The organism is Bauldia sp. (assembly GCA_037200845.1).
In the GTDB taxonomy this organism is placed as follows: domain Bacteria; phylum Pseudomonadota; class Alphaproteobacteria; order Rhizobiales; family Kaistiaceae; genus DASZQY01.
Window position 1 is genome coordinate 2111299 of record JBBCGQ010000001.1, and the last position, 22755, is coordinate 2134053.

Below are 22755 nucleotides of genomic sequence, written 5' to 3' on the forward strand. Positions count from 1 at the left end.
CACCGTGATCGCACGCCTCATCCTTCTTGCCGCCATCCTTGCGCTTGGCGTCACCGGCGCCAGCGCCGCAGCGCTCCGCGTCATGCCGATCAGCATCGAGCGCGTCGCACCGGCAGCGGCGGCGAGCCTCACGCTGTCCGACGGCGGCACCGAGCCGATCAACGTGCAGGTGCGCGTCTTCCGCTGGCGTCAGGGACCGGGCGGCGACATCCTCGAGCCGACGCGCGACGTGATCGTGAGCCCGCCCATCCTCAAGCTCGTCCCGGGCACCGACTATACGGTGCGGGTCGTCCGCGTCGCCAAGACCGCGATCAAGGGCGAGGAGGCTTACCGCATCCTCGCCGACGAATTGCCGACCCGCGCGCCGGCCACCGAAGACAGCATCACGCTGCTGCTGCGCTATTCCATTCCGGTCTTCTTCGCCGCGGCCGGGGCCGCCGCGCCGAGCGTCGTCTGGTCGGTCGCGTCGAGCGACGGCCACCTTCTGGTGCGGGCAACCAACCGCGGCGCCGCGCGGCTGCGCATCTCGCAGCTCAGCATCGGCACGAAGGAGAAGACGCACACGCTTGTCGGCGGCCTTGCCGGATACGTGCTCGGCGGCAGCACCATGACGTGGAGCATTCCCGCGCCGGCTACGGCCCCGACTTCCGGCGCCGCGACCCTCAGCTTCGACACCGACAAGGGCAAAGTCGATGTGCCCGTGGTCATCAAGCCGGGCGCCTAGCCCGGCCCGCCGACTGCCCCTGTTCCTGTGTCTCTGCCTTGCCGCCGCGCTTCCCGCCGCCGCGTCCGACTCGGCGCGCCTGCTCGAGGTCAGCCTCAACGGCGTCCCGACCGGGCTGATCGCCGAGTTCACCGAGCGCGGCGATGGCACGCTCGCCATGGCGGCCAGCGAACTCGCCGAGATCGGCATCGCGCTCGACAAGCGCGGCCTCGCGGGCGACGGGCTGGTCGACCTGAAGCGCCTGCCCGGCGTGACCTACCGCTACGACACCGTGCACCAGAGCATCGCGATCACCGCCGCAGTCTCCGGCCTCGTGCACCACACGCTGAACGCGCGGCCGGACGACGTGCCGGTCGTTGCCACCAGCGGGCGCGGCGCGGTGCTGAACTACGCCCTCTTCGGCAGCCTCGGCGATGCTGCGCAGCCGAATGTCGCCGCCAACCTCGACGGCCGCGTCTTCTTCGAAGGCGGACTGGTCAGCCAGTCGCTCGTCGCGCGCGCCGGCAGCGACAATCCCGGCATCGTGCGGCTCGACACGACCTTCAGCCGCTCCGATCCGGTGACGCTGCTGACGTGGAAGGCCGGCGACTTCATCTCGGGCGGGCTATCATGGACGCGGCCCTACCGGCTGGGCGGCGTGCAGGTCGCGCGTAACTTCTCGTTGCGGCCGGATCTCGTCACCATGCCGGTGCCGGGCTTCGAGGGCAGCTCCGCGGTACCCTCGACCGTCGAGATATACGCCAACGGCGCCCAGATTTATTCGAGCCCCGTCGCGGCGGGGCCGTTCTCCATCGCGGCGCTGCCGGTCGTGTCCGGCGCCGGCACGGCGCGCATCGTCGTCACCGACGCCTTCGGCCGCAAGACGGCGACCGAGCTGCCGTTCTTCGCCTCCTCCGTGCTGCTCCGCAAAGGCCTGTACGATTTCTCCGCCGAGGCCGGCCTGCCGCGCCGCTCCTTCGGCATCCTCTCGGCCGACTATACCGGCATGCCCGCGGCCTCGGCGAGCCTGCGCTACGGCCTCACCGACACGATCACCCTCGAGGCGCACGGCGAGGCCGCCGGCGGCATCGTCAACGCCGGCGGCGGCGTGGTCATGCCGGTCGCGCGCCTGGGCATCTTCGATCTCGCCGCGGCCGCGAGCGCCGGCAGCCACACCGGCCTCGCGCTCCACGGCGGCATCGATCTCGCCATCGGCCGCATGGCGCTGCGCCTGCACGCGACGCGCACCTTCGGCGACTACGCCGACGTCGCTTCGGTCACCGCAGCCACCGGCAGCGGCGGCGATTTCCGTCCCGCGCGGGAAATCGATCAGGCGAGCCTGTCGCTGACGCTGTTCGACGCCGGGGCGGTCGCGCTCACCTTCACGCGCCTCGTCGCGGCGAGCACGAGTTCGGTCGTTGGCCTCTCGTACAGCCGCCCGTTGTTCGGCGACGGCACGGTGTACGTGAACGGTTTCGCGTCGGTGGAGGGTGAGCGCAATCTCGGCATCTTCGTCGGCTTCTCGCGGCCGCTGCCCGGTGGCATCGACTTCGCCGCGACCGCCAGCGTCGCGGACCGCGCCAGCGCCGCCGTCGATCTGTCGAAGACCGCGAACAGCGCCCCCGGCTCCTTCGGCTGGCGCCTCGAGGCGAGTTCGGACGCCGGCGGCCGCAACGCCGCCGTCCGCGCCGCCGGCACCTACCGCGGCAAGGCGGCCCGGCTCGGCGCCAGTTTCGACGCGACCACGGCCGGCGTTCGCGGCACCGCCGAGGCGGACGGATCGCTCGTCTTCGCCGGCGGTGAGGTCTACGCCGCCAACCGCATCGACGACGCCTTCGCCATCGTCGATGCCGGCGCGCCGGGCGTCGAGGTCTACTCGGAGAACCGGCCGGTCGGCCGCACCGACCGCCGCGGCAAGCTGCTGGTCGCCGGGCTGCATGCCTACCAGCGCAACGGCCTCGCCATCGCGCCCGACGACCTGCCGGCGGATAGCGAGGCGACGCTGACCAAAACCAGCGTCGTGCCCGCCGACCGCGCCGGCGTCAACGTCGATTTCGGCGTCCGCCCGATGGGCGCGTCGGCCGTCGTCATCCTGCAGGACGTGAGCGGCGCGTTCCTGCCGCCGGGCGCGACCGGCACGCTCGCAAGCGGCGGCGAGTTCGCCGTCGGGTATGACGGCCAGGCGTTCCTTACGGGCCTCAGCGCCGCGAACACGATCACCGTCGATCTCGGCAACGGCGCGACCTGCACCGCGCATTTCGCCTTCCACGCCGCCGGACTGCAAACCAGCATTGAGGGCGTCAAATGCCTCTGAGACTGTCGCCGCTCTGGCTGGCGCTGGTGGTCCTCATGGCGCTCTGCCGACCGTCCGCCGCCCTCTCCTGCACGGCCAGCATCGACTCGGTGAATTTCGGCACGGTCGCGACCCTGTCCAGTCCGCAAGTGGACGTCACCGCCAACGTCACCGTCGCCTGCACCGGCGGCCTTGTCATCCTGGGCGCGCCGGTGCCGCCCAACGTCTTCGCCTGCGCCAACATCGGATCGGGATCGGGCGGCGGCACCGCGCCGCGCCTGATGACGGGGACGCCGAGCGGCACCCTCGGCTACCAGCTCTACACCGACCCGACCCGCCTGATCGTATGGGGCACGAACTACCCGACCGCGTTCGGCACGGTGCCCGTCATCACGGTCGCGCTCAACGGGTCGGGCGCCGGCAGCACGACGGTGCAGATGTACGCCCGCCTGCCCACGGGCTCGAACCCGGCGGCGCCGGCGTCCTATCTCTCGACGTTCGGCAGCGGCGACGTGAAGTTCGACTACGGCCAGATCCTGACGCTGCTCACCTGCGCTCTGTCCCTCCCCAGCCTCAGCGCGCAGGCGACCGCCGGCTTCACCGTCTCCGCCAATATTGCCAAGAACTGCCTGGTCGAGACCGACAACGTCAGCTTCGGCTCGTTCGGCGTCCTCTCCAGCCCGGTCACCGCCAACGGCCGCGTCGGCGTCACGTGCACGCCATCGACGACCTATACCGTGTCGCTCGGCAACGGCGGCACCGGCACGGGGCCGACGGCGCGCAAGATGACCAAGTCGGCCGAGGCGATAACCTATGGCCTCTACCAGGACGGCCTGTTCGCGACCGCCTGGGGCAGCACCATAGGCTCCAACACCGCCGCCGGAACCGGCAGCGGCGCCAAGCAGAACCTCACCGTTTACGGCCGCGTGCCGGCCCAGGCGACACCCTCGGCCGGCACGTACAACGACAGCGTCGTGGTCACCATCACCTATTGATGCGGTGCCGGGCCGTCCGTATAAGCGGGGCGCGTTGCGCCCTTCGTCTATCGGTTAGGACGGCAGCCTTTCACGTTGCAAAGACGGGTTCGATTCCCGTAGGGCGCACCAACGTTTCCTCTCCCTGTCATCCAGGCCGAACATCGCGATCTTGATTCGGCGGAGCGCCCAGAACGGCAGGACGGTGCTGAGCACGGTGACCAGCCTCGTGTCGATGCCCACCTTGTACTGCTCGTAGAGGCGCGCGCGGCCGGCGATCGCGACAATACGGCGCGCGACGGCTTCGGGCGCGGCCGTGACCGGACTGGTCTCGGCCGCGGAACTCATCGTAGCGAAATGGTTGAAGTCGCGGCCATAGCTGCGCACCGCCTCTGCCGGCAGCCGCGCCAGCGTGTCGGCGATCTGCTGGCGGGCGCGCTGCACGAACGGCGTCCTCATCAGGCCGGGCACTATCGCCGCGACGTCGATCCCGTAGCGGGCGAATTCATAGTACTGGCCTTGCGACAGCCGCAAGAACGCAGCCTTGGCGGCGGCGTAGTAGCCGACGAAGGGATTGGCCTCGAGCGCCGACCACGAAATAACGTTGAGCACCTTCGGCCGCGCGCCACGGAAGCGGCGGAGTGCCGCCCGCAAATGGTTGGTGAGGCGCGCCTGCGCGAAAACGAGAACCTCGAACAGGCGGTTGACGTCTGCCGCGGCCGTGTACTCGATCGGCCCATACAGGATGTGGCCGGCGTTGTTGACCAGCACGGCGAGACCGGACTCGCCGACGATGGCATCGACCTCGCGCGCCGCGCGCTCGACGCTTGCCGCATCGGCAAGCTCGATGATGACCGGCACGATGCCAACGCCCACGGCACGCAGCGAGTCGGCGTCGGCCTCGCGCCGCACGCCGGCGAGAACGCGATATCCCATTCTGGCAAACTGCAAGGCGGTCGCCCGGCCGAGGCCCGACGACGCGCCAGTGACGAAGACATGCTTTTCCATGACTCACAGCTCCTGTTGATTAAGTTGGCATTGAGTGCCAATATGGCCTTCAGGATCATGCTGTCAAGAAAAATGACACTGAGTGCCAAAATGAGCGATGGACTGCGGCAACGCCGGCGGAACGAAATCCGCCGCGAACTTTCCCGGGCGGCGATCGCGCTGTTCGTGAAGAACGGCTTCGACAGGACGACGGTCGATGACATCGTCGGGCCGCTCGTCTCGCGGCGGACCTTCTTCCGCCATTTCGCGACCAAGGAGGATCTCGTCTTCGTCTGGTACGAGGACCTGACCGGCGAGCTGGTCGCGGCCTGCCGGGCGCGGCCGGACAACGAGGCACCCTACCTGTCGGCCGTGGCGGCGCTCCGCACCCTGCTGCGCTACTACGACGAGGACCCGGAGTGGGGAAAGGCGATGCTGTCGCTCGCCTCAGAGACGCCGGCGCTGCTCGCCAAGAGTTTCGAGAAGCGCGACCTGTGGACGACGGCGCTCGCCGAGGTCCTCGCCCCGCGCCTCGGCGGCGGCCGCAAGCGCGCGCTGTTCGCCCGCATTGTCGCCGGATCGGCGGTCAACGCCTTCGCCGCCGGCGTCGATGCCTGGTTCAAGGGCGACGCCGGCAAGGACCTGCACGCGGTCGTCGACGCGGCCTTCGAGGTCGCCGGCGCGCCGGTCAGCGCAGGCCGTTGAGCTCGGCTTCCGGAAACGCGCCGCCGGTCGCCAGTTGCGACCGCAGGCCTTCGATGCGTTGCCGGAAACGCGGCTCGTCGAGCGGCTCCGCGTCGCCCATCGTAAGCCACGACGACAGCGGGTTGTGCCAGAACCGGTGGTAGAGGACGACGCCGCTGCGGTTCAGGATCGCCGCGACATAGCTGAACGACGAGTGGCTCATCACCAGCACGTCCGCCGTCGCGAGTTTGCGCAGGCAATCGACCGCCGGCTCGTTGATGCAACGGACGAGATTCGGCAGCACGTCGAATTCTTCCAGCCGCGACATCGCCGGCGTGACGGCCGCCGACACGGCGATGCGGTCACCGATGCCATGATCGCCCGGCCGCACGGTGAACGCGGCATCGGCTACTTCCGTATGCAGCTCAATGCTGTAATCGACACCGAGCGCATCGAGCGTGCGCACGACCTTCTGCGCCGCATCGACGTAGTACGAATTCGGCAGCATCCGATCGGACGAGACGACGAACAGCTCGCCCCGCCGCACATGCAGGGCGACCCGCAGCCGCCGGCCGGCATCGCGCGTGAAGGGCGAGAGTTGCTTGCAGATTTCGTAGCACTCGGGAAACCGGTCGGCGATGCCATAGGGAAGGCGCAACTGCACGAGCAGCGGCAGGCCGCCGCTCTCCGGCGCCTTCGACGCCGCGACAAGCTGCTGGAATATCTCCGGCGAAATATTCTTCAGCGCGACGGTGCGAACCTTGTTGGTCGGCAGCGGATCCGACGGGATGCGGCAGAGAGCATTGAACTCGGCGTGGAAGGAAGCGTCCGCCGCGTTGCGCTGCAGGGCGGACAGGCCCTGATAGTCGACCCGGCCGATCGGCGTGTGGACGTAGGACACGCCGAGCAGCCGCGAGATCGAATATATCCCGTAGATTCTTTGGAGCTGTGCGCCGACGCCATCGGTGAGGCCCGCGCTATCGTAGGTCAGCGCCAGCCGATCGGAGCGGGCGTCAGCCATGGCTAGGCCAGCGCAGCAAGCTCGGCCAGCACCGGCCCGTTGAGCTTCTCTTCGATCTTGCCCAGCACGCGCGCCACCATCGAGCCGTCGAGGACGCGGTGGTCGTACATGATGCGCACCGCCACCGTGCCGTCGTCGGCGATGACGCCGTAGTTGAGCACGCCGGTCAGCGGCGAGATCGGGTGGAGCGACTCCGCGCCGAGGCCGGAGTAGACGGTGAGCCCGAAGGTGCCGAAATAATTGCCGCGCTGGCGGCCGATGTTGAGGCCGAGCCACCAGACGGCGCGGCGGATCGGCGTCGGCCAGCGCGCGAGCTGCAGCATCCGCCGGAAACTCGACACCTGCTCGATCGGCACGGTCTTCGCGGTGCGGATCGTGTCGCTGAGCGACGTGAGCGACTGCTCGGCGACGTTGAAGATGAGCATCGTCAGCACGATCATCTCGCCCTCGTGCTCGCGCTCTACCACCAGCGACACGGTGCTCGTCGGATATTCGTAGAGCCGCGGCGACGGCAACTTGACGTAGGCACGCCGCAGGATCGGCTCGTCGGCGGCAACCAGCGCGTAGGCCTTGGCGAAGATCGCCGGCCACGACGGCTTGCCCTTGGCGGCGGCGCGCGCCGCGATCAGCGGCTTGATGTTCATCATCCGCTGCACGGGCACGCTCGGAACGTGCAGCCGCGTCAGATCGACGACGAGCCGCCGGCCAAGCGATAGGGGAACGAAACGTCCACGCATGGCGCGCCTTATCGCCTCAATCGGCGGCGCGATCAACCGCTGGCAGGCGCATCCCCTCCCTGTCATCCCCCCGCCGGCGGGGACGACGCGCCGAGCGTTACGGCGTCACCGGCTCGGCCGCATCGAGCACGCGGAGCGACGGCTGCCGCCGCTCCTGCCACGCATCGACCGACAGCGTGCCGGCGACATGCAGCAACTGGCCGCGCGCCTTCTGGATCGCATCGCCGAGCGGCGTCCCCACCGCGCGAAACAGCATCGCCTTGATCATCGCGCCGTCGGCGGAGGCGAGCGTCATGCGCAGATGGCCGTTGCCGACAAGGTCGGCGTAGGCGACGCGATGGTTCGGGAACACGAACACCGGCTCGGGATGGCCGGCGCCGAACGGCCCGGCTTTCTCGATGCTTTCGATCAGCTCGACGCTGGCGCCGCGCGCCGACAGCGCCGCGTCGATGTCGAGGTGGTGCCCGTCATGCGCGGCGACCGGCCCATGCAGCATCGTCTCGAAAAACGCGCGGAGCTCGCCCAGCCGCGACATCTGGATCGTGAGGCCCGCCGCCATGGCGTGGCCGCCGCCCTTGATCAGGATGCCGCGCTCGACCGCGGTGCGCACCGCATGGCCAAGATCGACGCCGACGATGGAACGGCCGGAGCCCGTGCCGGTCTCGTTGCGGAAGGCAATGGCGATGGCCGGGCGCTGGAAGCGATCCTTGAGCCTGGACGCGATCAGCCCGACGACGCCCGGATGCCAGCGCGCGCTGGCGGTGACCACGACCGCCGGCCCCCTGCTTTCCGTCCCCGTCGCGCGTCCGGCGCTCCATGCCTCTTGCGGGCCGATCTCGGCTTCCGCCTCGGCGACGGCTTCCTCGACCATCGCCGCCTCCATCGCCTGGCGCTCCTGGTTGAGCCGGTCGAGCTCGACGGCGATGCGTTCGCACTCTGCCGGATCGTCGCTCACCAGCAGCCGGGCGCCGAGCGCCGCATCGCCGATGCGTCCGCCGGCATTGATGCGCGGCCCGAGCAGGAACGCCAGATGATACGGCGCGATCGGCCCGCCGATGCGCGCGACGTCGGCGAGCGCCGCGATGCCGCGATTCTCGCGATGCGCCAGCGTCAGCATCCCCTTCGACACCAGCGCGCGGTTGAGGCCGACGAGCGGAACGACGTCGCAGATCGTGCCGAGCGCGACGAGATCGAGCCAGGCGAGAAGGTCCGGCTCGATGCGGCCCGTGGCGTAGACACCACGCAGACGTAGCTGCCGGTTCACCGCGACGATGGCGAGATAGGTGACGCCGACCGCCGCGAGGTAGCCGAGGCCGGAAAGGTCGTCCTGCCGGTTGGGGTTGACCACGGCTTCGGCAACCGGCAGCGCGACGCCGACCTCGTGATGATCGATGACGACGACCGAGAGGCCAAGCGCCTGCGCCGCCTCCAGCGCGTCGAAGCTGGTCGAGCCGCAATCGACGCAGACCACGAGCTTGGCGCCCAGCGCGGCCAGCGATTTCATCGCCTCGACGTTCGGCCCGTAACCTTCAAACAGCCGGTCCGGGATATAGATGTGCGGGTCGAGGCCCTGATGGCGGAGGAACCGCGCCAGCAGCGCCGACGACGAGGCGCCGTCGACATCGTAGTCGCCGAAGATCGCGATCTTCTCCGACGCGACAATGGCATCGGCGATGCGCGCCGCCGCCTTGTCCATGTCGGTGAGGCTCGCCGGATCCGGCATCAGCGCGCGGATCGACGGCGACAGGAACGCCGGCGCATCGTCGGCCAGCACGCCGCGGCCGGCGAGCACGCGCGCCACGATGTCGGGGATCTCGTGACGCTGCGCCATGGCAAGCGCGTTTGCCATGCCCTCGATGGTCAGCCGCTCGGCCCAGCGCTTGCCGGTCAGCGAATGCTCGACGCCGAGGAACGTCCGCGGCGGCGGGCCGGCAACCTTGTAGGCAAGCGCAGGACTCATGCGGAGATTCATAGCGCGGCGCCCTGCCCTCGCCTAATGTGAGCCGGCGAAATACGGGGAGAAACGCTTGTCTTGCATGAATCGACGCCAGTTCGTGGCAGCAGTTGCCGCCACGCTCGCCACACCTGCGCTCGCGCGGGCCGCAACCCCAGTCTGGACCTACCGCGGCACCAGCGGGCGTCTGCTCGCCGGCATCCTCAGCACGACCGACCCGACGCGCCATGTTCGGGCGATCGCGGCGCTCCGGCGACAGACCGGATACGCCCGACCGCTGCTCTACGCCTCGACCGACAAGCTCAAGCTGCCGTTCGCGCTCGGCGTCATCGATCATCTGGCGGCGTCGGACGACATCTGGTTCGCGGTGGATCGCGGAGCGGAGCCAGGCACGACGGGCGGCGAACCGGAACTCGCGCAGCTTGCCGCGTTTCTGACGGGATGTGCCTACGGCGATCTCGCCGGCACACGCCATCCGCTTAAGCGGATCCTGATCGATGCGCTGCACGAGCGCACGTCATTGACCGGCTGAAACGAAAAAGCCGGAAGGCGATTCCGGGCCAGCAACAAGCTGGCGAGGAAAGGCCGACCGGCACGCCAGCAAAGTCGCGCGGGCGGCGCGGCGAGTCAAGCTGCCGGCAGGCCCAACGGACCACAGTGGCTTCGCCCGCGCCTCCTCTCCACTGTCATCCTTCGGCGGCGCGGAGCGCCGACCGGAGGACCAGCATCAACAAGCAGGGCGGTGCACGAGGATAACGGTCCTCCGGTCGAGGCCTCTGGCCTCACCGAAGGATGACAGGAGAGAGGATGCGTCGATGTGGCACCAAATTACGCCCGCGGCGTAATCGTCATCGTGAAGCGGCGCGTCGCGCCCGGCTCCAGCCAGACGATGCCCGGCCGGTCCTCGATCGCCTCGCTGGCGCCGACCAGCGGCGTCAGACCCTGCCACGGCTCAAGGCAGAGATACGGCGCGCCGGGCTTCTGCCAGATGCCGAGCGTCGGGAAATCGGCGAAGGTCACGAGGACTTCCGGGCCGCCGTCGACGCCGAACGTCGCGGCGCGGCTCGCGAGACCATCGAGGATGATCGCGTCGCCGGCGAAATCTTCGGCCTTCGGGGCATAGCGGCCGCTGGCGAACACCGTCGGCTGATGGCCGGGCGCGGTCATCAGCTTCTCGCCTAGGCGCGTGGTCGGCGGCGCCTCGGGCTTCTCCAGCGTCACCCAGTGCGGCTTGCCCTCGCCGCCCGGCAGCGGCCAGCGGAACGCCGGATGGAAGCCGAGCGAGAAGGGCATCCGCGCGGCGCCGGCATTGGTGACCTCGGCGCGAACGCCAAGCGTGCCGCCCTCGACCGAGAAGACCAGATCGAACCGGAAGCCGAACGGATACTGCTTCCGCGTCTCGGCGGAATCGACCAGGCGAAGGCGCAGCGTCTCGGCCTTCGCCTCCGCCACGTCGAACTCGCTGCCACGCGCAAAGCCGTGGGTGCCGATTGGATAGGCGGCGCCGTCGATGACGAGCACACCGTTGGCGACGCGCCCGACGATGGGGAACAGGACCGGCGCGCGGCCCTGCCACCATGCCGCGTCGCCCTGCCACAGCCACTCGCCGCCGTCGGCGGTGCGGATCGAGGCGAGCTCGGCGCCGAGCGTATCGACCGCGACCGACAGCGCGCCGTTGCCGATGTTGAGCCGCGCCATCGTCAGGCCAGCGGCTCGATGCGGATTACCTGCGGGTCGCTGGTGATGTGGCCGTCGGCCATGATCGCCTCGAGCGCCGAGCGCACGGCCGCTTCCGTCGTCTCGTAGGTGATCAGGATCACCGGCGCCGGCGCCTCGGGCACGACGAGGTCCGGCGCGCTGGTCTTGGCGGCGCGGCGACGCTGCACGATCGACTCCAGCGAGATCTGCGCGTCCGCCATGCGCTGCGCGATCGCCGCGAACGCGCCCGGCCGGTCGTAGACCGACAAGCGGATGTAGTAGCCGCCCTCGTGCCGGCGGATCGCGGCCTGGCGATATGGCTCGAGGCTCGACGCCGGCCGCCCGAAGGTGCCGACACGATCGCCGCGCGCGATGTCGCCGATGTCGCTCATCACCGACGATGCGGTGGCATCGCCGCCGGCGCCCGGACCGGACAGCACGAGCTGTCCGACGAAATCGCCCTCGACCGCGACGGCATTGGTGATGCCATCGACGCGCGCGATCGCCGAGGAGCGCGGCACCATCGTCGGGTGGACGCGCTGCTCGATGCCGCTATCGGTGCGGCTGGCGACGCCGAGCAGCTTGATGCGGTAGCCGAGTTCGTCCGCCGCCTCGAGGTCGGCCGGCGTGATCGACGAGATGCCTTCGACATAGATCGAGCTGGCGTCGATCTCCGAGCCGAAGGCGATGGCCGTCAGCAGCGCCAGCTTGTGCGCCGTGTCCTGCCCGCCGACGTCAAACGTCGGGTCCGCCTCGGCGTAACCGAGCTTCTGCGCAGCGGCCAACGCCTCGTCGAACGAAATCTTGTCCTGCTCCATGCGGGTCAGGATGTAGTTGCAGGTGCCGTTGAGAATGCCGAAGACGCGCGTCACGGTATTGCCGGCGAGGGATTCGCGCAGCGTCTTGATGATCGGGATGCCGCCCGCCGCCGCCGCCTCGAAGTTGAGGCTGACGCCGCGCTCCTCGGCAGCCCGCGCCAGCGCCACGCCGTGCTCGGCGAGCAGCGCCTTGTTGGCGGTGACGACGTGCTTGCCGGCGTCGATCGCGGCTTTCACCGAGGCGAGCGCCACGCCATCCGCGCCACCGATAAGCTCAACGAAGACTTCCGAGCTGGGATCGCGCGCCAGTGCCACCGGATCGTCGAACCACGTGAAGCCGGAAAGGTCGACGCCGCGATCCTTGCGGCGGTCGCGCGCCGACACCGACGCGATGGAGATCGCACGGCCGGTGCGCACGGCAAGGTCGTTGCCGTGGCGAGACAGGAGGCGGATCAGCGCGGTGCCGACATTGCCGAGGCCGGCGACACCGATGCGAAGGGGCGCGTTCATGCGAAAAACTCTGCTTCGCCGAGACTACACACTGCTGTCGTCCCCGCGAAGGGCGGGGCCCAGTAGCCCCTGCTGCATCGCATGTGCCGCGCAGGTAGGCAAACGCGCCGTTCCATGGTTTCGCTCAACAACATTCTGCTGCGTTTACTGGGTTCCCGCCTTCGCGGGAACGACAGCAGCGCTTGTGCCGCAAACCGACGAGGAACTACCTCGCCGCGTTGATCGACACGACATTGTGCAGCGTCTTGTCGGCCGTATCGAGGAACTTGCGGAGGTTGCGCGCCGCCTGCCGTATGCGCTGCTCGTTCTCGACCAGCGCGATGCGCACGTAGCCGTCACCGTGCTCGCCGAAGCCGATGCCCGGGGCGACCGCGACGTCGGCCTTCTCGATCAGCAGCTTGGAAAATTCGAGCGACCCCAGCGCGCGGAATTTTTCCGGCACCGGCGCCCACGCGAACATCGAAGCCCGCGGCGAGGGTATCTCCCACCCCGCCCGGCCGAAGGAATCGACCAGCGCATCGCGCCGCCCCTTGTAGGTCGCGCGCATGTCGTCGATGCAGTCCTGCGGACCGTTGAGCGCCGCAGTCGCCGCGACCTGGATCGGCGTGAAGGCGCCGTAGTCGAGGTACGACTTCACCCGTCCGAGCGCGGCGATCAGGCGGTCGTTGCCGACCGCGAAGCCCATGCGCCAGCCCGCCATCGAGAACGTCTTCGACATCGAGGTGAACTCGACGGCGATGTCGATGGCGCCCGGCACCTGCAGGATCGAGGGCGGCGGATTGCCGTCGAAGTAGACCTCGGCATAGGCGAGATCGGACAGCACCAGCAGCTCGTGCCGGCGCGCAAAGGAAATCAGGTCGCGGTAGAAATCGAGATCGACCACCTCGGCCGTCGGGTTCGACGGGTAGCAGACGACGACCGCGATCGGCTTCGGCGTCGAGTGCATCACGGCGCGCTCGAGCGCGTGGAAATATTCCTCGCCCGGCGTCGCCGGCAGCGAGCGGATGACGCCGCCCGCCATCAGGAAGCCGAAGGCATGGATCGGGTAGCTCGGGTTCGGGCAAAGCACGACGTCGCCCGGCGCGGTGATCGCGTGGGCTATGTTGGCGAAGCCTTCCTTCGAGCCGATGGTGGCGATCACCTGCGTGTTCGGGTCGACCTTCACGCCGAAGCGACGGGCGTAATAAGCCGCCTGTGCCTTGCGAAGGCCGCTGATGCCGCGCGAGGCGGAGTAGCCGTGCGTGTCCTCGCGCCGCGCCGTCTCGGCCAGCTTCTCGACGATGTGCTTCGGCGTCGGCAGGTCCGGGTTGCCCATGCCGAGGTCGATGATGTCGGCGCCGGATGCGCGGGCAGATGCCTTCAGCCGGTTGACCTGCTCGAAGACATAAGGCGGCAGACGCCGCACGCTGTAGAATTCGCTCATTGCCGTTGTCCCTGACGAGCACCCGCTAAGGGCGCGATTAATAACATGAAACGGGGGAATTTCGACGACCGGCTTGCCGGTCAGCAGGCGCCCTGGAGCATCCGCTTGCGGAGCTCGGTTGCGCTCAGATTATCGCACGCAGCGGCTGCCGTAGCTCGCTCCTTGGCGAGCGCATCGCCCTGGCTGCGGGCCAGCGCCTCGAGCTCGGCGATGACCTTCTGCTTCTCTTCCGGCGACAGCAGCTTGCCCTTGGGCTGGGTCGGGATGACGTTGAGGTTCGGGTACGTGGAAGTCGGCACGACCGTCTCCGCGGCGACCGCAGCCGGCGACTTCTCGACGACCGGCGCCACGTCTTCCTCGACCAGCGCCGCCGGCCTCAGCGGGATGGCGCCCTCTTCCATTACCGCTTCCTTCACGGCCGGCGCGCCGGTGCCCGTGTTCGCTGCAGTGCGGGAAAATTCGCTCATGCCGAGCGCGCAGCCCGACAGCGCGAGCGCAACGCCGACCACCAAAGCGGCCGCAAACCCCTGCCGCATAAATGATTCTGCCGTCCGGATCATGCCACACCGACTGTCGGCTGCGCTGGTGACCAAAGGGTTAAACACTTCGCTTGGAATTCCGTGAGGCAGACCTTAACTACCTGCGTATTATGTCGAAATAGCGGGCAAAGGGCCCGCCATTTATTCCGAAAACATGCAGTCCAACAGCCCCGCACCACAGATCAGCTACGCCATCCGCGACCCGGAAGCCTTCGCCCGCAACCTCGCCCGGATGCTGGAGGAGGCCGGCAAGGCTGCCTCCGCGTACCTGAAACCACGCGAGTCGGGCAAGCAGGCCTTCGATTTCGGCGACAGCCTGACCGACATCGTCCGCACGCTGACCAAGGTGGCGGACTACTGGCTGGCCGAACCGGCGCGCACGCTGGACGCCCAGAACCGGCTCTACATGCAGTACACCGGCCTCTGGACCAACGCGCTCCAGCGCATGATGGGCATCACCGTCGCGCCGTTCGCGATCCCTGACGGCGGCGACAAGCGCTTCCTCGACTCCGAGTGGTCGTCCAACCAGTTTTTCGATTTCCTCAAGCAGTTCTACCTGATCACGGCGCGCTGGGCGGCGAGCCTGGTCGACGACGCCGAGGGTCTCGACGAGCACACGCGCCAGAAGGCGCAATTCTACGTCCGCCAGATCGCCAACGCGCTGGCGCCTTCCAACTTTGCCCTCACCAACCCGGAAGTGCTGCGCGAGACGCTGACCGAGAACGCCGGCAATCTCGTGCGCGGCATGAAGATGCTGGCCGAGGATATCGAGGCCGGCCACGGCGAATTGAAGATCCGGCAGACCGACGACTCGAAATTCAAGCTCGGCGTCAACATCGCCACGACCCCGGGCAAGGTGATCCACGAGAACGCCATCTGCCAGTTGATCCAGTACGCGCCGTCGACCAAGACCGTGCTGAAGCGGCCGCTGCTGATGATCCCGCCGTGGATCAACAAGTTCTACATCCTCGATCTCAACCCGGAAAAATCGTTTATCCGCTGGTGCGTCGAGCAGGGCCACACGGTGTTCGTCGTCTCGTGGGTAAACCCGGACGAGCACCAGGCCAGGAAGACCTTCGAGGACTACATGCGCGAAGGCGTCCTCGAAAGCGTCGATGTCATCTGCAAACGCCTCAAGGTGAAAGAGATCAACGCCGTCGGCTACTGCGTCGGCGGCACGCTGCTCTCCGCCTCCCTCGCCTACATGGCGGCGAAGCGCGACACGCGCATCAAGGCGGCGACGCTGTTCGCGACGCAGGTCGATTTCACCTACGCCGGCGACCTCAAGGTCTTCGTCGACGAGGAGCAGCTTGCTTCGCTGGAAAAGGAAATGAGCGTCCGCGGCTATCTCGAGGGCCGCGAGATGGCCGCCTCGTTCAACATGCTGCGCTCGAACGATCTGATCTGGCCCTACGTCATCTCGAATTACTTCAAGGGCAAGGAGCCGGCGCCCTTCGACCTGCTCCACTGGAACGCCGATGCGACGCGCATGCCGGCCGCCAACCACGCCTTCTACCTGCGCGCCTGCTACCTCGATAATGAGCTGTCGAAGGGAAAGATGAAATTCGGCGGCGTCAGCGTCGACCTCAAGAAGGTGAAGACGCCGATCTACAGCCTGGCGACGCGCGAGGACCACATCGCCCCTGCCCGCTCGGTCTTCTTCGGCTCGCAATACTTCGGCGGCAAAGTGACGTATGTGCTGTCCGGCTCCGGCCACGTCGCCGGCGTGATCAACCCGCCGTCGCGCAAGAAGTACGCCTACTGGACCGGCCCGGCGCCGAAGGGCGACGGCTTCGCCGCCTGGGCCAAGAAGGCCAAGGAGCACGAAGGCTCCTGGTGGCCGCACTGGCAGCAGTGGATCGAGGCACAGGACAAGCGCCGCGTGAAGGCGAGGCCCGTGGGGCGCGGCATCGAGCCGGCCCCGGGGCGGTACGTGCGCGTGAAGGCGTAGCTTCGTCGGAGGAGATGAGAGGCACCCCTCCCCAAATCGCCTGACGGCGATTTGACCCTCCCGCAAGGGGAGGGTTCATCCTGGCTGCCCGACCCCGACTCCACTGAGCCCTCCCCTTGCGGGAGGGCCAAAACCGCAAAGCGGTTTTGGGGAGGGGTGTGCCTCAGCAACCGCTGACGCGGCTACCCGCCCCGCAACTTATCCAGCAATTCCTCCGACGGATAGGAATCCGCCGGCAGCCCGTACTTGATCTGCATCGCCTTCACCGCCGCGCGCGTCGCCGCGCCGATGATGCCGTCGGCCTTGCCGATGTCGTAGCCCTGCGCGGCGAGCAGCTTCTGGATCTCCTTGATCTCGGCGACCGTCGGCAGATCGACGCCGGAGCCGCGATGGACCGGACCCGCGCCCGCCAGCCGGGTCGCGTAGTAGGCGGCGGTGGTCGAGTAGACCAGCGAGTTGTTCCAGTCGAGATAGACGTCGAAGTTCGGGTACGCCAGGAACGCCGGACCGTTGCGGCCCATCGGCAGGTGGAGCGAGGCGTCGGGGCCCTTCGCCGGCAGCGGCTTGCCGTTCGCCAGCGTCACGCCCCACGCCGACCATTGCGACAGCGGCAACTTGATCGAGATGTCGGCCTGGTCCCACGGCAGCGTGTTCGGAACATCGACCTCCTGCAGCCAAGGCTCGCCGCGATGCCAGCCGAGACTCTTGAGGTAGTTAGCCGCCGAAGCAAGCGCGTCGGCCGACGAGTGCAGGAGATCGACGCGACCGTCGCCGTCGAAGTCGACGCCGAAGTCGAAGTAGCGCTCGGGGATGAACTGGAGCTGGCCGAGCTCGCCCGCCCATGGGCCGCGCATCTGGAAAGCGGAAAGGTCGCCGCGGTCGATGATCTTGATCGCCGACAGCAACTGCTTGCGGAACAGGTCAGGCCGCCGGCAGTCGTAGCCAAGCGTAGCCAGCGAAGTAAGTGTCGGACCATCGCCATTGAAGGCGCCGAAGTCTGTCTCCAGCCCCCAGAACGCGACCAGCACCGGCGCCGGCACGCCGAACTGCTTGTCGATCCGGTCGAACACCGGTTTCAGCTTGGCGATGTTCGCCTTGCCGTTGGTGATCCGGTAGCCGGCGACCATGCGGTCGGAGAACTGGAGAAAATCCTGCGTGAAGACGCCCTGCGCGCGATCCTTCTTGACGATCGCCGGGTCGAATACGACGCCGCCCAGCGCATCGTTGATCGCCCGCTGCGAGGCGCCGCCGGCCTTGGCCTCGGCGGCCACGCCCTGCACCCAGGCCTCGAACGTCGGCTCCTTGTGGCAGGAGGCGGCGAAGGCGGGCGCGGCAATCAGCAGAACGGCAGGGAAAACAAGGCGCGCGAACAGGTGCATGGAATATGCGGTTCCCGAGTCAGTCATGCGCCCCGCCAAAACTATGGCGGATCGGGACGGCGGTGGGAAGGCGCGCGATGTGATGCGGGACACAGGACAGTAACGGGTTGCCCACCCTTGCATTCGCCGTCTCGCGTAGTACATTTATGCCATGATCCGGTCATGGCGGAATGCCGCCAGCCGCAAGGTTTGGGAAGGCCAGCAGCCAAACCAGTTTCGTGGCGTGGATTTCGACGCGGCGATCGATTTGCTGCTGGCGTTGAACGTCGCGAAATCGCTGAGCGATCTCGGCCGGCTAAAAAGCGTCGGGCTGCACAAGCTCAAGGGTGAGCGGCGGAGCCAGTGGGCCATGACGGTCAACGCACGCTGGCGCATCTGTTTTGAGTATCGACAAGGCGACGCCTTCGATGTCGAAATCATCGACTACCATAAGGGATAGAAAATGACCCCCGCCGTGCATCCAGGCCGCCTGCTGAAGCGCGAACTGGCAGCGCGCGAACTAAGCGCCAATCGCGCCGCGCTCGATCTGGGTGTGCCGTCGGGCCGGATCACCGATATCCTCAACGGCCGCCGGGCGATCAGCGCCGATACCGCCGTCCGCCTCGGGCGCTATTTCGGCAACGGCGCGCAATTCTGGCTCGACCTGCAGAGCCAGTACGATATAGCCGTCGTCGAGCGGGAACACGGCGCGGAGATCGCGCGCCGCGTCACCCCGGCGAAGGTGGCCTAAACCTCGATCCGCGAGAAGAAATACGCGCCGAGGCCGACGAGGCCCACGGCCACGACCACCAGCACGCCGAGATCCAGCGCCACGCCGAAATGCGCGACGCCGATGAGCAGTCCGCGCAGAGCATCGACGCCGTAGGACAGCGGATCGATGCGAACGATCCAGTACATCACCGTCGGCAGGCCATCGAGCGGAAAGAGCGCTCCCGACAGGAAGAACAGCGGCATGATGATGAAGTTCATGATGAGCTGGAAGCCCTGCATGTCACGGAGCTTGGCGCCGACCGCCGTGCCGAACGCCGTGAAGATGATCGAGATCAGCGCCATCACGACGATCGCGACCGGCACCAGCTCCCAGTTCGTCGGGCGGAAGCCGACGATCAGCGTCACGATGAGGACGAGCAGCCCCTGGATAAGCGCCACCGTGGCGCCGCCGAGCGTGCGCCCGAACATCAGCGCCGTGCGGCTGACGGGGGCGACCAGAGTCTCCTTGAGGAAGCCGAACTGGCGGTCCCACATTACCTCGATGCCGGAGAAGACCGACGAGAAAACAATCGCCATGCATACGATGCCGGGCGCCAGGAAATCGATGTAGTTGCCGGCGCCGGCCTGCTGGAAGATGGCGCGGAAGCCGAAGCCGAAGGTGACCAGGAACAGGAGCGGCTGCGCCAGCGACGCGACGATGCGCGCCTTGGAGCGGATGAACCGCTTCATCTGGCGTAGCCACATGATGTAGATCGCGGGCCACATGCTCAGCGCCCCCGCCTTACGCGCATCATCGTCCGCATCCGGTCGGACGAGGAACCTTCCTCGTCGCGGATCGTCTTGCCGGTCAATGCCAGGAACGCCTCTTCCAGTGAATTCGTCTGGGTCTCGGCGCGCAGCGTCTCGGCCGTCCCCATCGCGACGATCTTGCCGTGGTCGATGATGGCGATGCGCTGCGCGACGCGCTCGGCCTCCTCCATGTAATGGGTGGAGAAGAAGACCGTGGTCTTGTCGCTCTTGTTGAGCTGCTGGAGATAACTCCACATGTGATTGCGCGTCTGCGGATCGAGGCCGAGCGTCGGCTCGTCGAGGAAGACGATCTTGGGCGTATGCAGCAGCCCGCGCGCGATCTCGAGACGGCGGCGCATGCCGCCCGAGAATTCCTTGACCTGGCTGTCGGCGCGATCCTCAAGCTCGACAAACTTGAGCAGCTCGTCGATGCGCGCCCGCCGCCTGGCCTTCGGCACGCCGTAGAGGACGCCGTGGAACTCCATGTTTTCCCAGGCGGTGAGTTCGTCGTCGACCGCCGGGTCCTGGAAGACGATGCCGAACGAGCGGCGAACGGCGTCGGGATCCCTGACCGGATCGTGGCCGTTGACACGGATGGTGCCGGACGTCGGCTGCAGCAGCGTCGTCAGCATCTTGATCGTGGTCGACTTGCCGGCGCCGTTCGGGCCGAGGAAGGCGAATATCTCGCCCTCCGGCACCTCGAACGAGATGTCGTCAACGGCTTTGACCTCGCCGAACGACTTGGTGAGGTTCTCGACCTCGATAACATTCATGAAATTGGACTCTTACGGGCGCCCCGGGGCAGGCATGTGTGCCTTTCCGCGGACATTCGCAAGAGGCTTACTGGTCGCGCTTCAATTCGATGACGCGATCGGCAGCACCGGCGGCATGGATCGTCAGCGTATGGCTGTCGCCGGCCGCCGAAAGCGTCGCCGCGCCGCCGTCCCACTTGAAGCTCAGCGAGCCGTCGGCGGCGAGCGCGCCAGGATCGGTCACCTCGAGATAGTCGCCGCCGAGGAAGAAGCCGACGACCGTGTCGCCGGCAATAATGACTTGAACCCCATCGCCGCCATTGTCGAAGCCGCCGACCCAGGTTGCGTCCCAGTCGGCCGCGCCCGCCGGACTCGCGGCAGCGACCGCCGCCGCGAGGATGTAGGCGCGCAAGTCCATCAGATTTTCGCCAGCGCCTGCTCAAGGTCGGCGATGATGTCGGCGACGTCCTCGATGCCGACCGACAGGCGGACGACGTCGGGCCCGGCGCCGGCGGCCTTGCGCTGGTCGAGCGTCAACTGGCTGTGCGTCGTCGACGACGGGTGGATGATCAGACTGCGCGTGTCGCCGATGTTGGCGAGGTGCGAGAAGAGTTTCACGCTCTCGACCAGTTTCTTGCCGGCCTCGTCGCCGCCCTCGATGCCGAAGGTAAGCACCGCGCCCGCCCCGTTCGGCGCATATTTCAACGCGAGCTGGTGGTAGCGGTCGCCGGGCAGGCCGGCGTAGCTGACCCATGTCACCTTCTTGTGGCCGGCGAGATACTCTGCGACGTCCGCCGCGTTGTCGGAATGCTTCTGCATCCGAAGCGGCAACGTCTCGATGCCGGTGAGGATGAGGAACGCGTTGAACGGCGCGATCGATGCGCCAAGGTCGCGAAGGCCCAGCACGCGCGCCGCGATGGCGAAGGCGAAGTTGCCGAACGTCTCGCCGATGACCAGGCCGTTGTACTCCGGCCGCGGCTCCGACAGCGCCGGGAAGCGGCCCTTGTTGGCCGTCCAGTTGAACTTGCCGCCGTCGACGATGACGCCGCCGATCGAGTTGCCGTGGCCCCCGAGGAACTTGGTCAGCGAATGGACGATGATGTCGGCACCGTGCTCGAACGGCCGGATCAGGTACGGCGTCGCCAGCGTGTTGTCGACGATGAGCGGCACCCCTGCCCGCTTGGCGACGTTGGCGATGCCGGCGATGTCGCTGACGATGCCGCCGGGGTTGGCGATCGACTCGATGAAGATGGCCTTGGTCTTGGGCGTCACGGCCTTCTCGAAAGTCGAGACATCGTTGATGTCGGCCCACTTCACCTGCCAGCCGAAATTCTTGAACGAGTGGTTGAACTGGTTGATCGAGCCGCCGTAGAGCTGCTTCGCCGCGATGAACTCGTCGCCCGGCTGCAGCAGCGTGTGGAACACCAGCACCTGCGCCGCGTGGCCGGAAGCGACCGCGAGCGCGGCCGTGCCGCCTTCCAGCGCCGCGATGCGCTGCTCGAGCACATCCTGCGTCGGATTCATGATGCGCGTGTAGATGTTGCCGAACGCCTGCAGGCCGAACAGCTTGGCCGCGTGCTCCGTGTCGTTAAAGACGTAGGACGCCGTCTGGTAGATCGGCGTCACGCGCGCATTGGTGGCGGGGTCGGGCTTGGCGCCGGCATGGATGGCCAGCGTCGAAAAGGCCGGAACGCGATCGTCACTCATCGGGATGTCCTTGGTTTCTGGGGTGGCTATGGGTAGGCCGCCCCATGGCCCAAGCCAAAGGATCGCCATCCGGAAATTACCACGGCGACGAAACGCCGGTTCCGCCACCATCATCGACGGGAGACTATTGTTTCAGGCCGCCGGAACGCGAGGGCTGCTCGCCGACCACAAGCGGAACGAAGAACGGACCTTCGACGCCGCCATCAGGCGGAGCACGCGCCAGCTAGCGCCGGCAAAACAAAAAGGCCGGGCGCGCGGCCCGGCCTTCTTTCGCGAAGCTTGCGATGCCGCTGAGGCTAGCCCCCGAAACGATAGTTGAAGCCGACGCGGGCGACCTGCACGATCAGCTCGGGGCTGAACCCGTCGGTGTCATGCACCGAACCGGGAGTGTTGTTGTACGGATAGCCGGTGTGCGTGCCGATGTAGCGGTAGTCGATGCGCCCGAGGTCCGCCACCTGATACTCCGCCTTGACGCTCCAATGGTTGCCCAGTTGCTTTTCTACGCCGGCGCCGACGGTCCAGCCCCACTTCGTGGCGCTGGCATCGCCCGAGGCGTGAAGCTTGGGGTCACCCGAAACTCCGCCGTCGAAGAAAACGTCCTGATGCGAAGACGTCCCGCCGACCGCCACGCCGGCTGTCCCATAGACCAGCGTATCGGGGTTGACGAGAACGCCGACGCGTCCGCGAACGGTGCCGAGCCAGTCGAGATTGGTCTGGATATGCTTATAAAATACCTGCTTGGTGGCGCCGCTCGGGTTTCCCGGACCGAAGTCTTTGGTCGCGAACACGCCGAAGGCATCGGCATCGACGTGGGACAGATCCCCTTCGATGCCCCAGACCACGTCGCCGCTCTGCTTCGTGAACCCGATCTGTCCGCCGGCGATCAATCCGCCACCGTTGATCGACTTGTACGTTCCCATCGGGAAATCGAAGGCGGCCGTCGTGCCGCCCGGATACTTGGTGAGGTCACCCTGCCAGGTTGTCGAGGCGAAGCCGGCGCTGGCGCCGACATACGCTCCCTGCCAATTGGTCGCCTGGACGGCGCTCACCGGCCCAGCAACTGCGATAGCCGCAGCCAACACACTGATAACGCGAACGCTTTTCATGACGCTAACCCCGGTTACA

The 22755-nt window shown here is 67.4% G+C and carries 21 protein-coding genes and 1 tRNA gene; 9 read left to right on the top strand and 13 right to left on the bottom strand.

Annotation, left to right across the window (positions count from 1 at the left end; all coding sequences use genetic code 11):
- The first annotated feature begins 4 nt into the window (after window positions 1-4).
- The 5 genes from WDM94_10365 (at window position 5) to WDM94_10385 (ending at window position 5662) form a co-directional block, all read left to right on the top strand.
- Window positions 5-724 carry a molecular chaperone gene (locus WDM94_10365; protein MEJ0013006.1) on the top strand — a complete coding sequence of 240 codons (720 nt, stop codon included), beginning with the start codon at window positions 5-7 and terminating at the stop codon, window positions 722-724.
- Entirely contained in the window at window positions 693-3017 is a 2325-nt protein-coding gene (locus WDM94_10370) for a fimbria/pilus outer membrane usher protein (GenBank protein ID MEJ0013007.1), read from the top strand. Before WDM94_10365 ends, WDM94_10370 begins: the two co-directional genes overlap by 32 nt.
- Window positions 3008-3991 (top strand): spore coat protein U domain-containing protein, encoded by a 984-nt coding sequence (locus WDM94_10375; GenBank protein MEJ0013008.1) that lies wholly within the window; start codon window positions 3008-3010, stop codon window positions 3989-3991. The genes WDM94_10370 and WDM94_10375 overlap by 10 nt, the downstream gene beginning before the upstream one ends.
- A gap of 36 nt (window positions 3992-4027) precedes the next feature.
- A tRNA-Glu gene (locus tag WDM94_10380) sits at window positions 4028-4102 on the top strand.
- Between the two features lie 225 nt (window positions 4103-4327).
- Window positions 4328-5662: a TetR family transcriptional regulator gene (locus tag WDM94_10385; GenBank protein ID MEJ0013009.1), complete on the top strand. Its 1335-nt coding sequence runs from the start codon at window positions 4328-4330 to the stop codon at window positions 5660-5662.
- On the opposite strand, the gene WDM94_10390 is transcribed toward WDM94_10385, so the two are convergent.
- The 3 genes from WDM94_10390 to recJ all read right to left on the bottom strand — a co-directional run bounded on the left by WDM94_10390 (window position 5646) and on the right by recJ (window position 9359).
- Complete coding sequence (locus WDM94_10390; protein ID MEJ0013010.1) at window positions 5646-6662, bottom strand: hypothetical protein; 1017 nt, start codon at window positions 6660-6662, stop codon at window positions 5646-5648. The genes WDM94_10385 and WDM94_10390 overlap by 17 nt on opposite strands.
- Before the next feature lie 2 nt (window positions 6663-6664).
- On the bottom strand, window positions 6665-7399 hold the full coding sequence (locus tag WDM94_10395) for a hypothetical protein (GenBank protein ID MEJ0013011.1): 735 nt from the start codon (window positions 7397-7399) through the stop codon (window positions 6665-6667).
- 97 nt (window positions 7400-7496) lie between these two features.
- Entirely contained in the window at window positions 7497-9359 is a 1863-nt protein-coding gene (gene recJ, locus WDM94_10400; protein ID MEJ0013012.1) for a single-stranded-DNA-specific exonuclease RecJ, read from the bottom strand.
- Between the two features lie 76 nt (window positions 9360-9435).
- Here recJ and WDM94_10405 point away from each other — a divergent pair, with 76 nt between their 5' ends.
- Complete coding sequence (locus tag WDM94_10405; protein MEJ0013013.1) at window positions 9436-9885, top strand: hypothetical protein; 450 nt, start codon at window positions 9436-9438, stop codon at window positions 9883-9885.
- A gap of 296 nt (window positions 9886-10181) precedes the next feature.
- On the opposite strand, the gene WDM94_10410 is transcribed toward WDM94_10405, so the two are convergent.
- From WDM94_10410 to WDM94_10425, 4 genes are all read right to left on the bottom strand, one after another.
- On the bottom strand, window positions 10182-11051 hold the full coding sequence (locus WDM94_10410; protein ID MEJ0013014.1) for an aldose 1-epimerase family protein: 870 nt from the start codon (window positions 11049-11051) through the stop codon (window positions 10182-10184).
- A gap of 2 nt (window positions 11052-11053) precedes the next feature.
- Window positions 11054-12379, bottom strand: a complete 1326-nt coding sequence (locus WDM94_10415) for a homoserine dehydrogenase (protein MEJ0013015.1) — start codon at window positions 12377-12379, stop codon at window positions 11054-11056.
- Window positions 12380-12584: 205 nt separating this feature from the next.
- On the bottom strand, window positions 12585-13802 hold the full coding sequence (locus WDM94_10420; GenBank protein MEJ0013016.1) for an LL-diaminopimelate aminotransferase: 1218 nt from the start codon (window positions 13800-13802) through the stop codon (window positions 12585-12587).
- Window positions 13803-13882: 80 nt separating this feature from the next.
- Window positions 13883-14338 (bottom strand): hypothetical protein, encoded by a 456-nt coding sequence (locus tag WDM94_10425; GenBank protein ID MEJ0013017.1) that lies wholly within the window; start codon window positions 14336-14338, stop codon window positions 13883-13885.
- A 157-nt stretch (window positions 14339-14495) separates the two neighbouring features.
- Here WDM94_10425 and phaC point away from each other — a divergent pair, with 157 nt between their 5' ends.
- On the top strand, window positions 14496-16292 hold the full coding sequence (phaC, locus tag WDM94_10430) for a class I poly(R)-hydroxyalkanoic acid synthase (protein MEJ0013018.1): 1797 nt from the start codon (window positions 14496-14498) through the stop codon (window positions 16290-16292).
- A gap of 182 nt (window positions 16293-16474) precedes the next feature.
- Here phaC and WDM94_10435 read toward each other — a convergent pair whose 3' ends face one another.
- A complete protein-coding gene (locus WDM94_10435) occupies window positions 16475-17698 on the bottom strand; it encodes a lytic murein transglycosylase (protein MEJ0013019.1) in 1224 nt (407 codons plus the stop codon).
- A gap of 124 nt (window positions 17699-17822) precedes the next feature.
- Here WDM94_10435 and WDM94_10440 point away from each other — a divergent pair, with 124 nt between their 5' ends.
- Window positions 17823-18110 (top strand): type II toxin-antitoxin system RelE/ParE family toxin, encoded by a 288-nt coding sequence (locus tag WDM94_10440; GenBank protein ID MEJ0013020.1) that lies wholly within the window; start codon window positions 17823-17825, stop codon window positions 18108-18110.
- A gap of 3 nt (window positions 18111-18113) precedes the next feature.
- The gene (locus WDM94_10445; GenBank protein ID MEJ0013021.1) at window positions 18114-18401 is read left to right on the top strand and encodes a HigA family addiction module antitoxin; all 288 of its coding nucleotides are present in this window, start codon (window positions 18114-18116) and stop codon (window positions 18399-18401) included.
- Here the strand turns inward: WDM94_10445 and WDM94_10450 are convergent.
- The 5 genes from WDM94_10450 to WDM94_10470 all read right to left on the bottom strand — a co-directional run bounded on the left by WDM94_10450 (window position 18398) and on the right by WDM94_10470 (window position 22736).
- Window positions 18398-19147: an ABC transporter permease gene (locus WDM94_10450; protein MEJ0013022.1), complete on the bottom strand. Its 750-nt coding sequence runs from the start codon at window positions 19145-19147 to the stop codon at window positions 18398-18400. The genes WDM94_10445 and WDM94_10450 overlap by 4 nt on opposite strands.
- Window positions 19148-19149: 2 nt before the next feature.
- Entirely contained in the window at window positions 19150-19944 is a 795-nt protein-coding gene (locus WDM94_10455; GenBank protein ID MEJ0013023.1) for an ATP-binding cassette domain-containing protein, read from the bottom strand.
- A 67-nt stretch (window positions 19945-20011) separates the two neighbouring features.
- Window positions 20012-20341 (bottom strand): hypothetical protein, encoded by a 330-nt coding sequence (locus WDM94_10460; GenBank protein ID MEJ0013024.1) that lies wholly within the window; start codon window positions 20339-20341, stop codon window positions 20012-20014.
- On the bottom strand, window positions 20341-21630 hold the full coding sequence (locus tag WDM94_10465; protein ID MEJ0013025.1) for an O-acetylhomoserine aminocarboxypropyltransferase: 1290 nt from the start codon (window positions 21628-21630) through the stop codon (window positions 20341-20343). The genes WDM94_10460 and WDM94_10465 overlap by 1 nt, the downstream gene beginning before the upstream one ends.
- Before the next feature lie 296 nt (window positions 21631-21926).
- The gene (locus WDM94_10470) at window positions 21927-22736 is read right to left on the bottom strand and encodes an outer membrane beta-barrel protein (protein MEJ0013026.1); all 810 of its coding nucleotides are present in this window, start codon (window positions 22734-22736) and stop codon (window positions 21927-21929) included.
- Window positions 22737-22755 lie beyond the last annotated feature (19 nt).

Excerpts from the sequence above, each read along its gene's own strand:
- WDM94_10370 (MEJ0013007.1), top strand. The coding sequence starts at position 693 with ATGTGCCCGTGGTCATCAAGCCGGGCGCCTAGCCCGGCCCGCCGACTG.
- WDM94_10375 (MEJ0013008.1), top strand. The coding sequence starts at position 3,008 with ATGCCTCTGAGACTGTCGCCGCTCTGGCTGGCGCTGGTGGTCCTCATG.
- WDM94_10385 (MEJ0013009.1), top strand. The coding sequence starts at position 4,328 with ATGGTTGAAGTCGCGGCCATAGCTGCGCACCGCCTCTGCCGGCAGCCG.
- WDM94_10390 (MEJ0013010.1), bottom strand. The coding sequence starts at position 6,662 with ATGGCTGACGCCCGCTCCGATCGGCTGGCGCTGACCTACGATAGCGCG.
- WDM94_10395 (MEJ0013011.1), bottom strand. The coding sequence starts at position 7,399 with ATGCGTGGACGTTTCGTTCCCCTATCGCTTGGCCGGCGGCTCGTCGTC.
- recJ (MEJ0013012.1), bottom strand. The coding sequence starts at position 9,359 with ATGAGTCCTGCGCTTGCCTACAAGGTTGCCGGCCCGCCGCCGCGGACG.
- WDM94_10405 (MEJ0013013.1), top strand. The coding sequence starts at position 9,436 with ATGAATCGACGCCAGTTCGTGGCAGCAGTTGCCGCCACGCTCGCCACA.
- WDM94_10410 (MEJ0013014.1), bottom strand. The coding sequence starts at position 11,051 with ATGGCGCGGCTCAACATCGGCAACGGCGCGCTGTCGGTCGCGGTCGAT.
- WDM94_10415 (MEJ0013015.1), bottom strand. The coding sequence starts at position 12,379 with ATGAACGCGCCCCTTCGCATCGGTGTCGCCGGCCTCGGCAATGTCGGC.
- WDM94_10420 (MEJ0013016.1), bottom strand. The coding sequence starts at position 13,802 with ATGAGCGAATTCTACAGCGTGCGGCGTCTGCCGCCTTATGTCTTCGAG.
- WDM94_10425 (MEJ0013017.1), bottom strand. The coding sequence starts at position 14,338 with ATGCGGCAGGGGTTTGCGGCCGCTTTGGTGGTCGGCGTTGCGCTCGCG.
- phaC (MEJ0013018.1), top strand. The coding sequence starts at position 14,496 with ATGCAGTCCAACAGCCCCGCACCACAGATCAGCTACGCCATCCGCGAC.
- WDM94_10435 (MEJ0013019.1), bottom strand. The coding sequence starts at position 17,698 with ATGACTGACTCGGGAACCGCATATTCCATGCACCTGTTCGCGCGCCTT.
- WDM94_10440 (MEJ0013020.1), top strand. The coding sequence starts at position 17,823 with ATGATCCGGTCATGGCGGAATGCCGCCAGCCGCAAGGTTTGGGAAGGC.
- WDM94_10445 (MEJ0013021.1), top strand. The coding sequence starts at position 18,114 with ATGACCCCCGCCGTGCATCCAGGCCGCCTGCTGAAGCGCGAACTGGCA.
- WDM94_10450 (MEJ0013022.1), bottom strand. The coding sequence starts at position 19,147 with ATGTGGCCCGCGATCTACATCATGTGGCTACGCCAGATGAAGCGGTTC.
- WDM94_10455 (MEJ0013023.1), bottom strand. The coding sequence starts at position 19,944 with ATGAATGTTATCGAGGTCGAGAACCTCACCAAGTCGTTCGGCGAGGTC.
- WDM94_10460 (MEJ0013024.1), bottom strand. The coding sequence starts at position 20,341 with ATGGACTTGCGCGCCTACATCCTCGCGGCGGCGGTCGCTGCCGCGAGT.
- WDM94_10465 (MEJ0013025.1), bottom strand. The coding sequence starts at position 21,630 with ATGAGTGACGATCGCGTTCCGGCCTTTTCGACGCTGGCCATCCATGCC.
- WDM94_10470 (MEJ0013026.1), bottom strand. The coding sequence starts at position 22,736 with ATGAAAAGCGTTCGCGTTATCAGTGTGTTGGCTGCGGCTATCGCAGTT.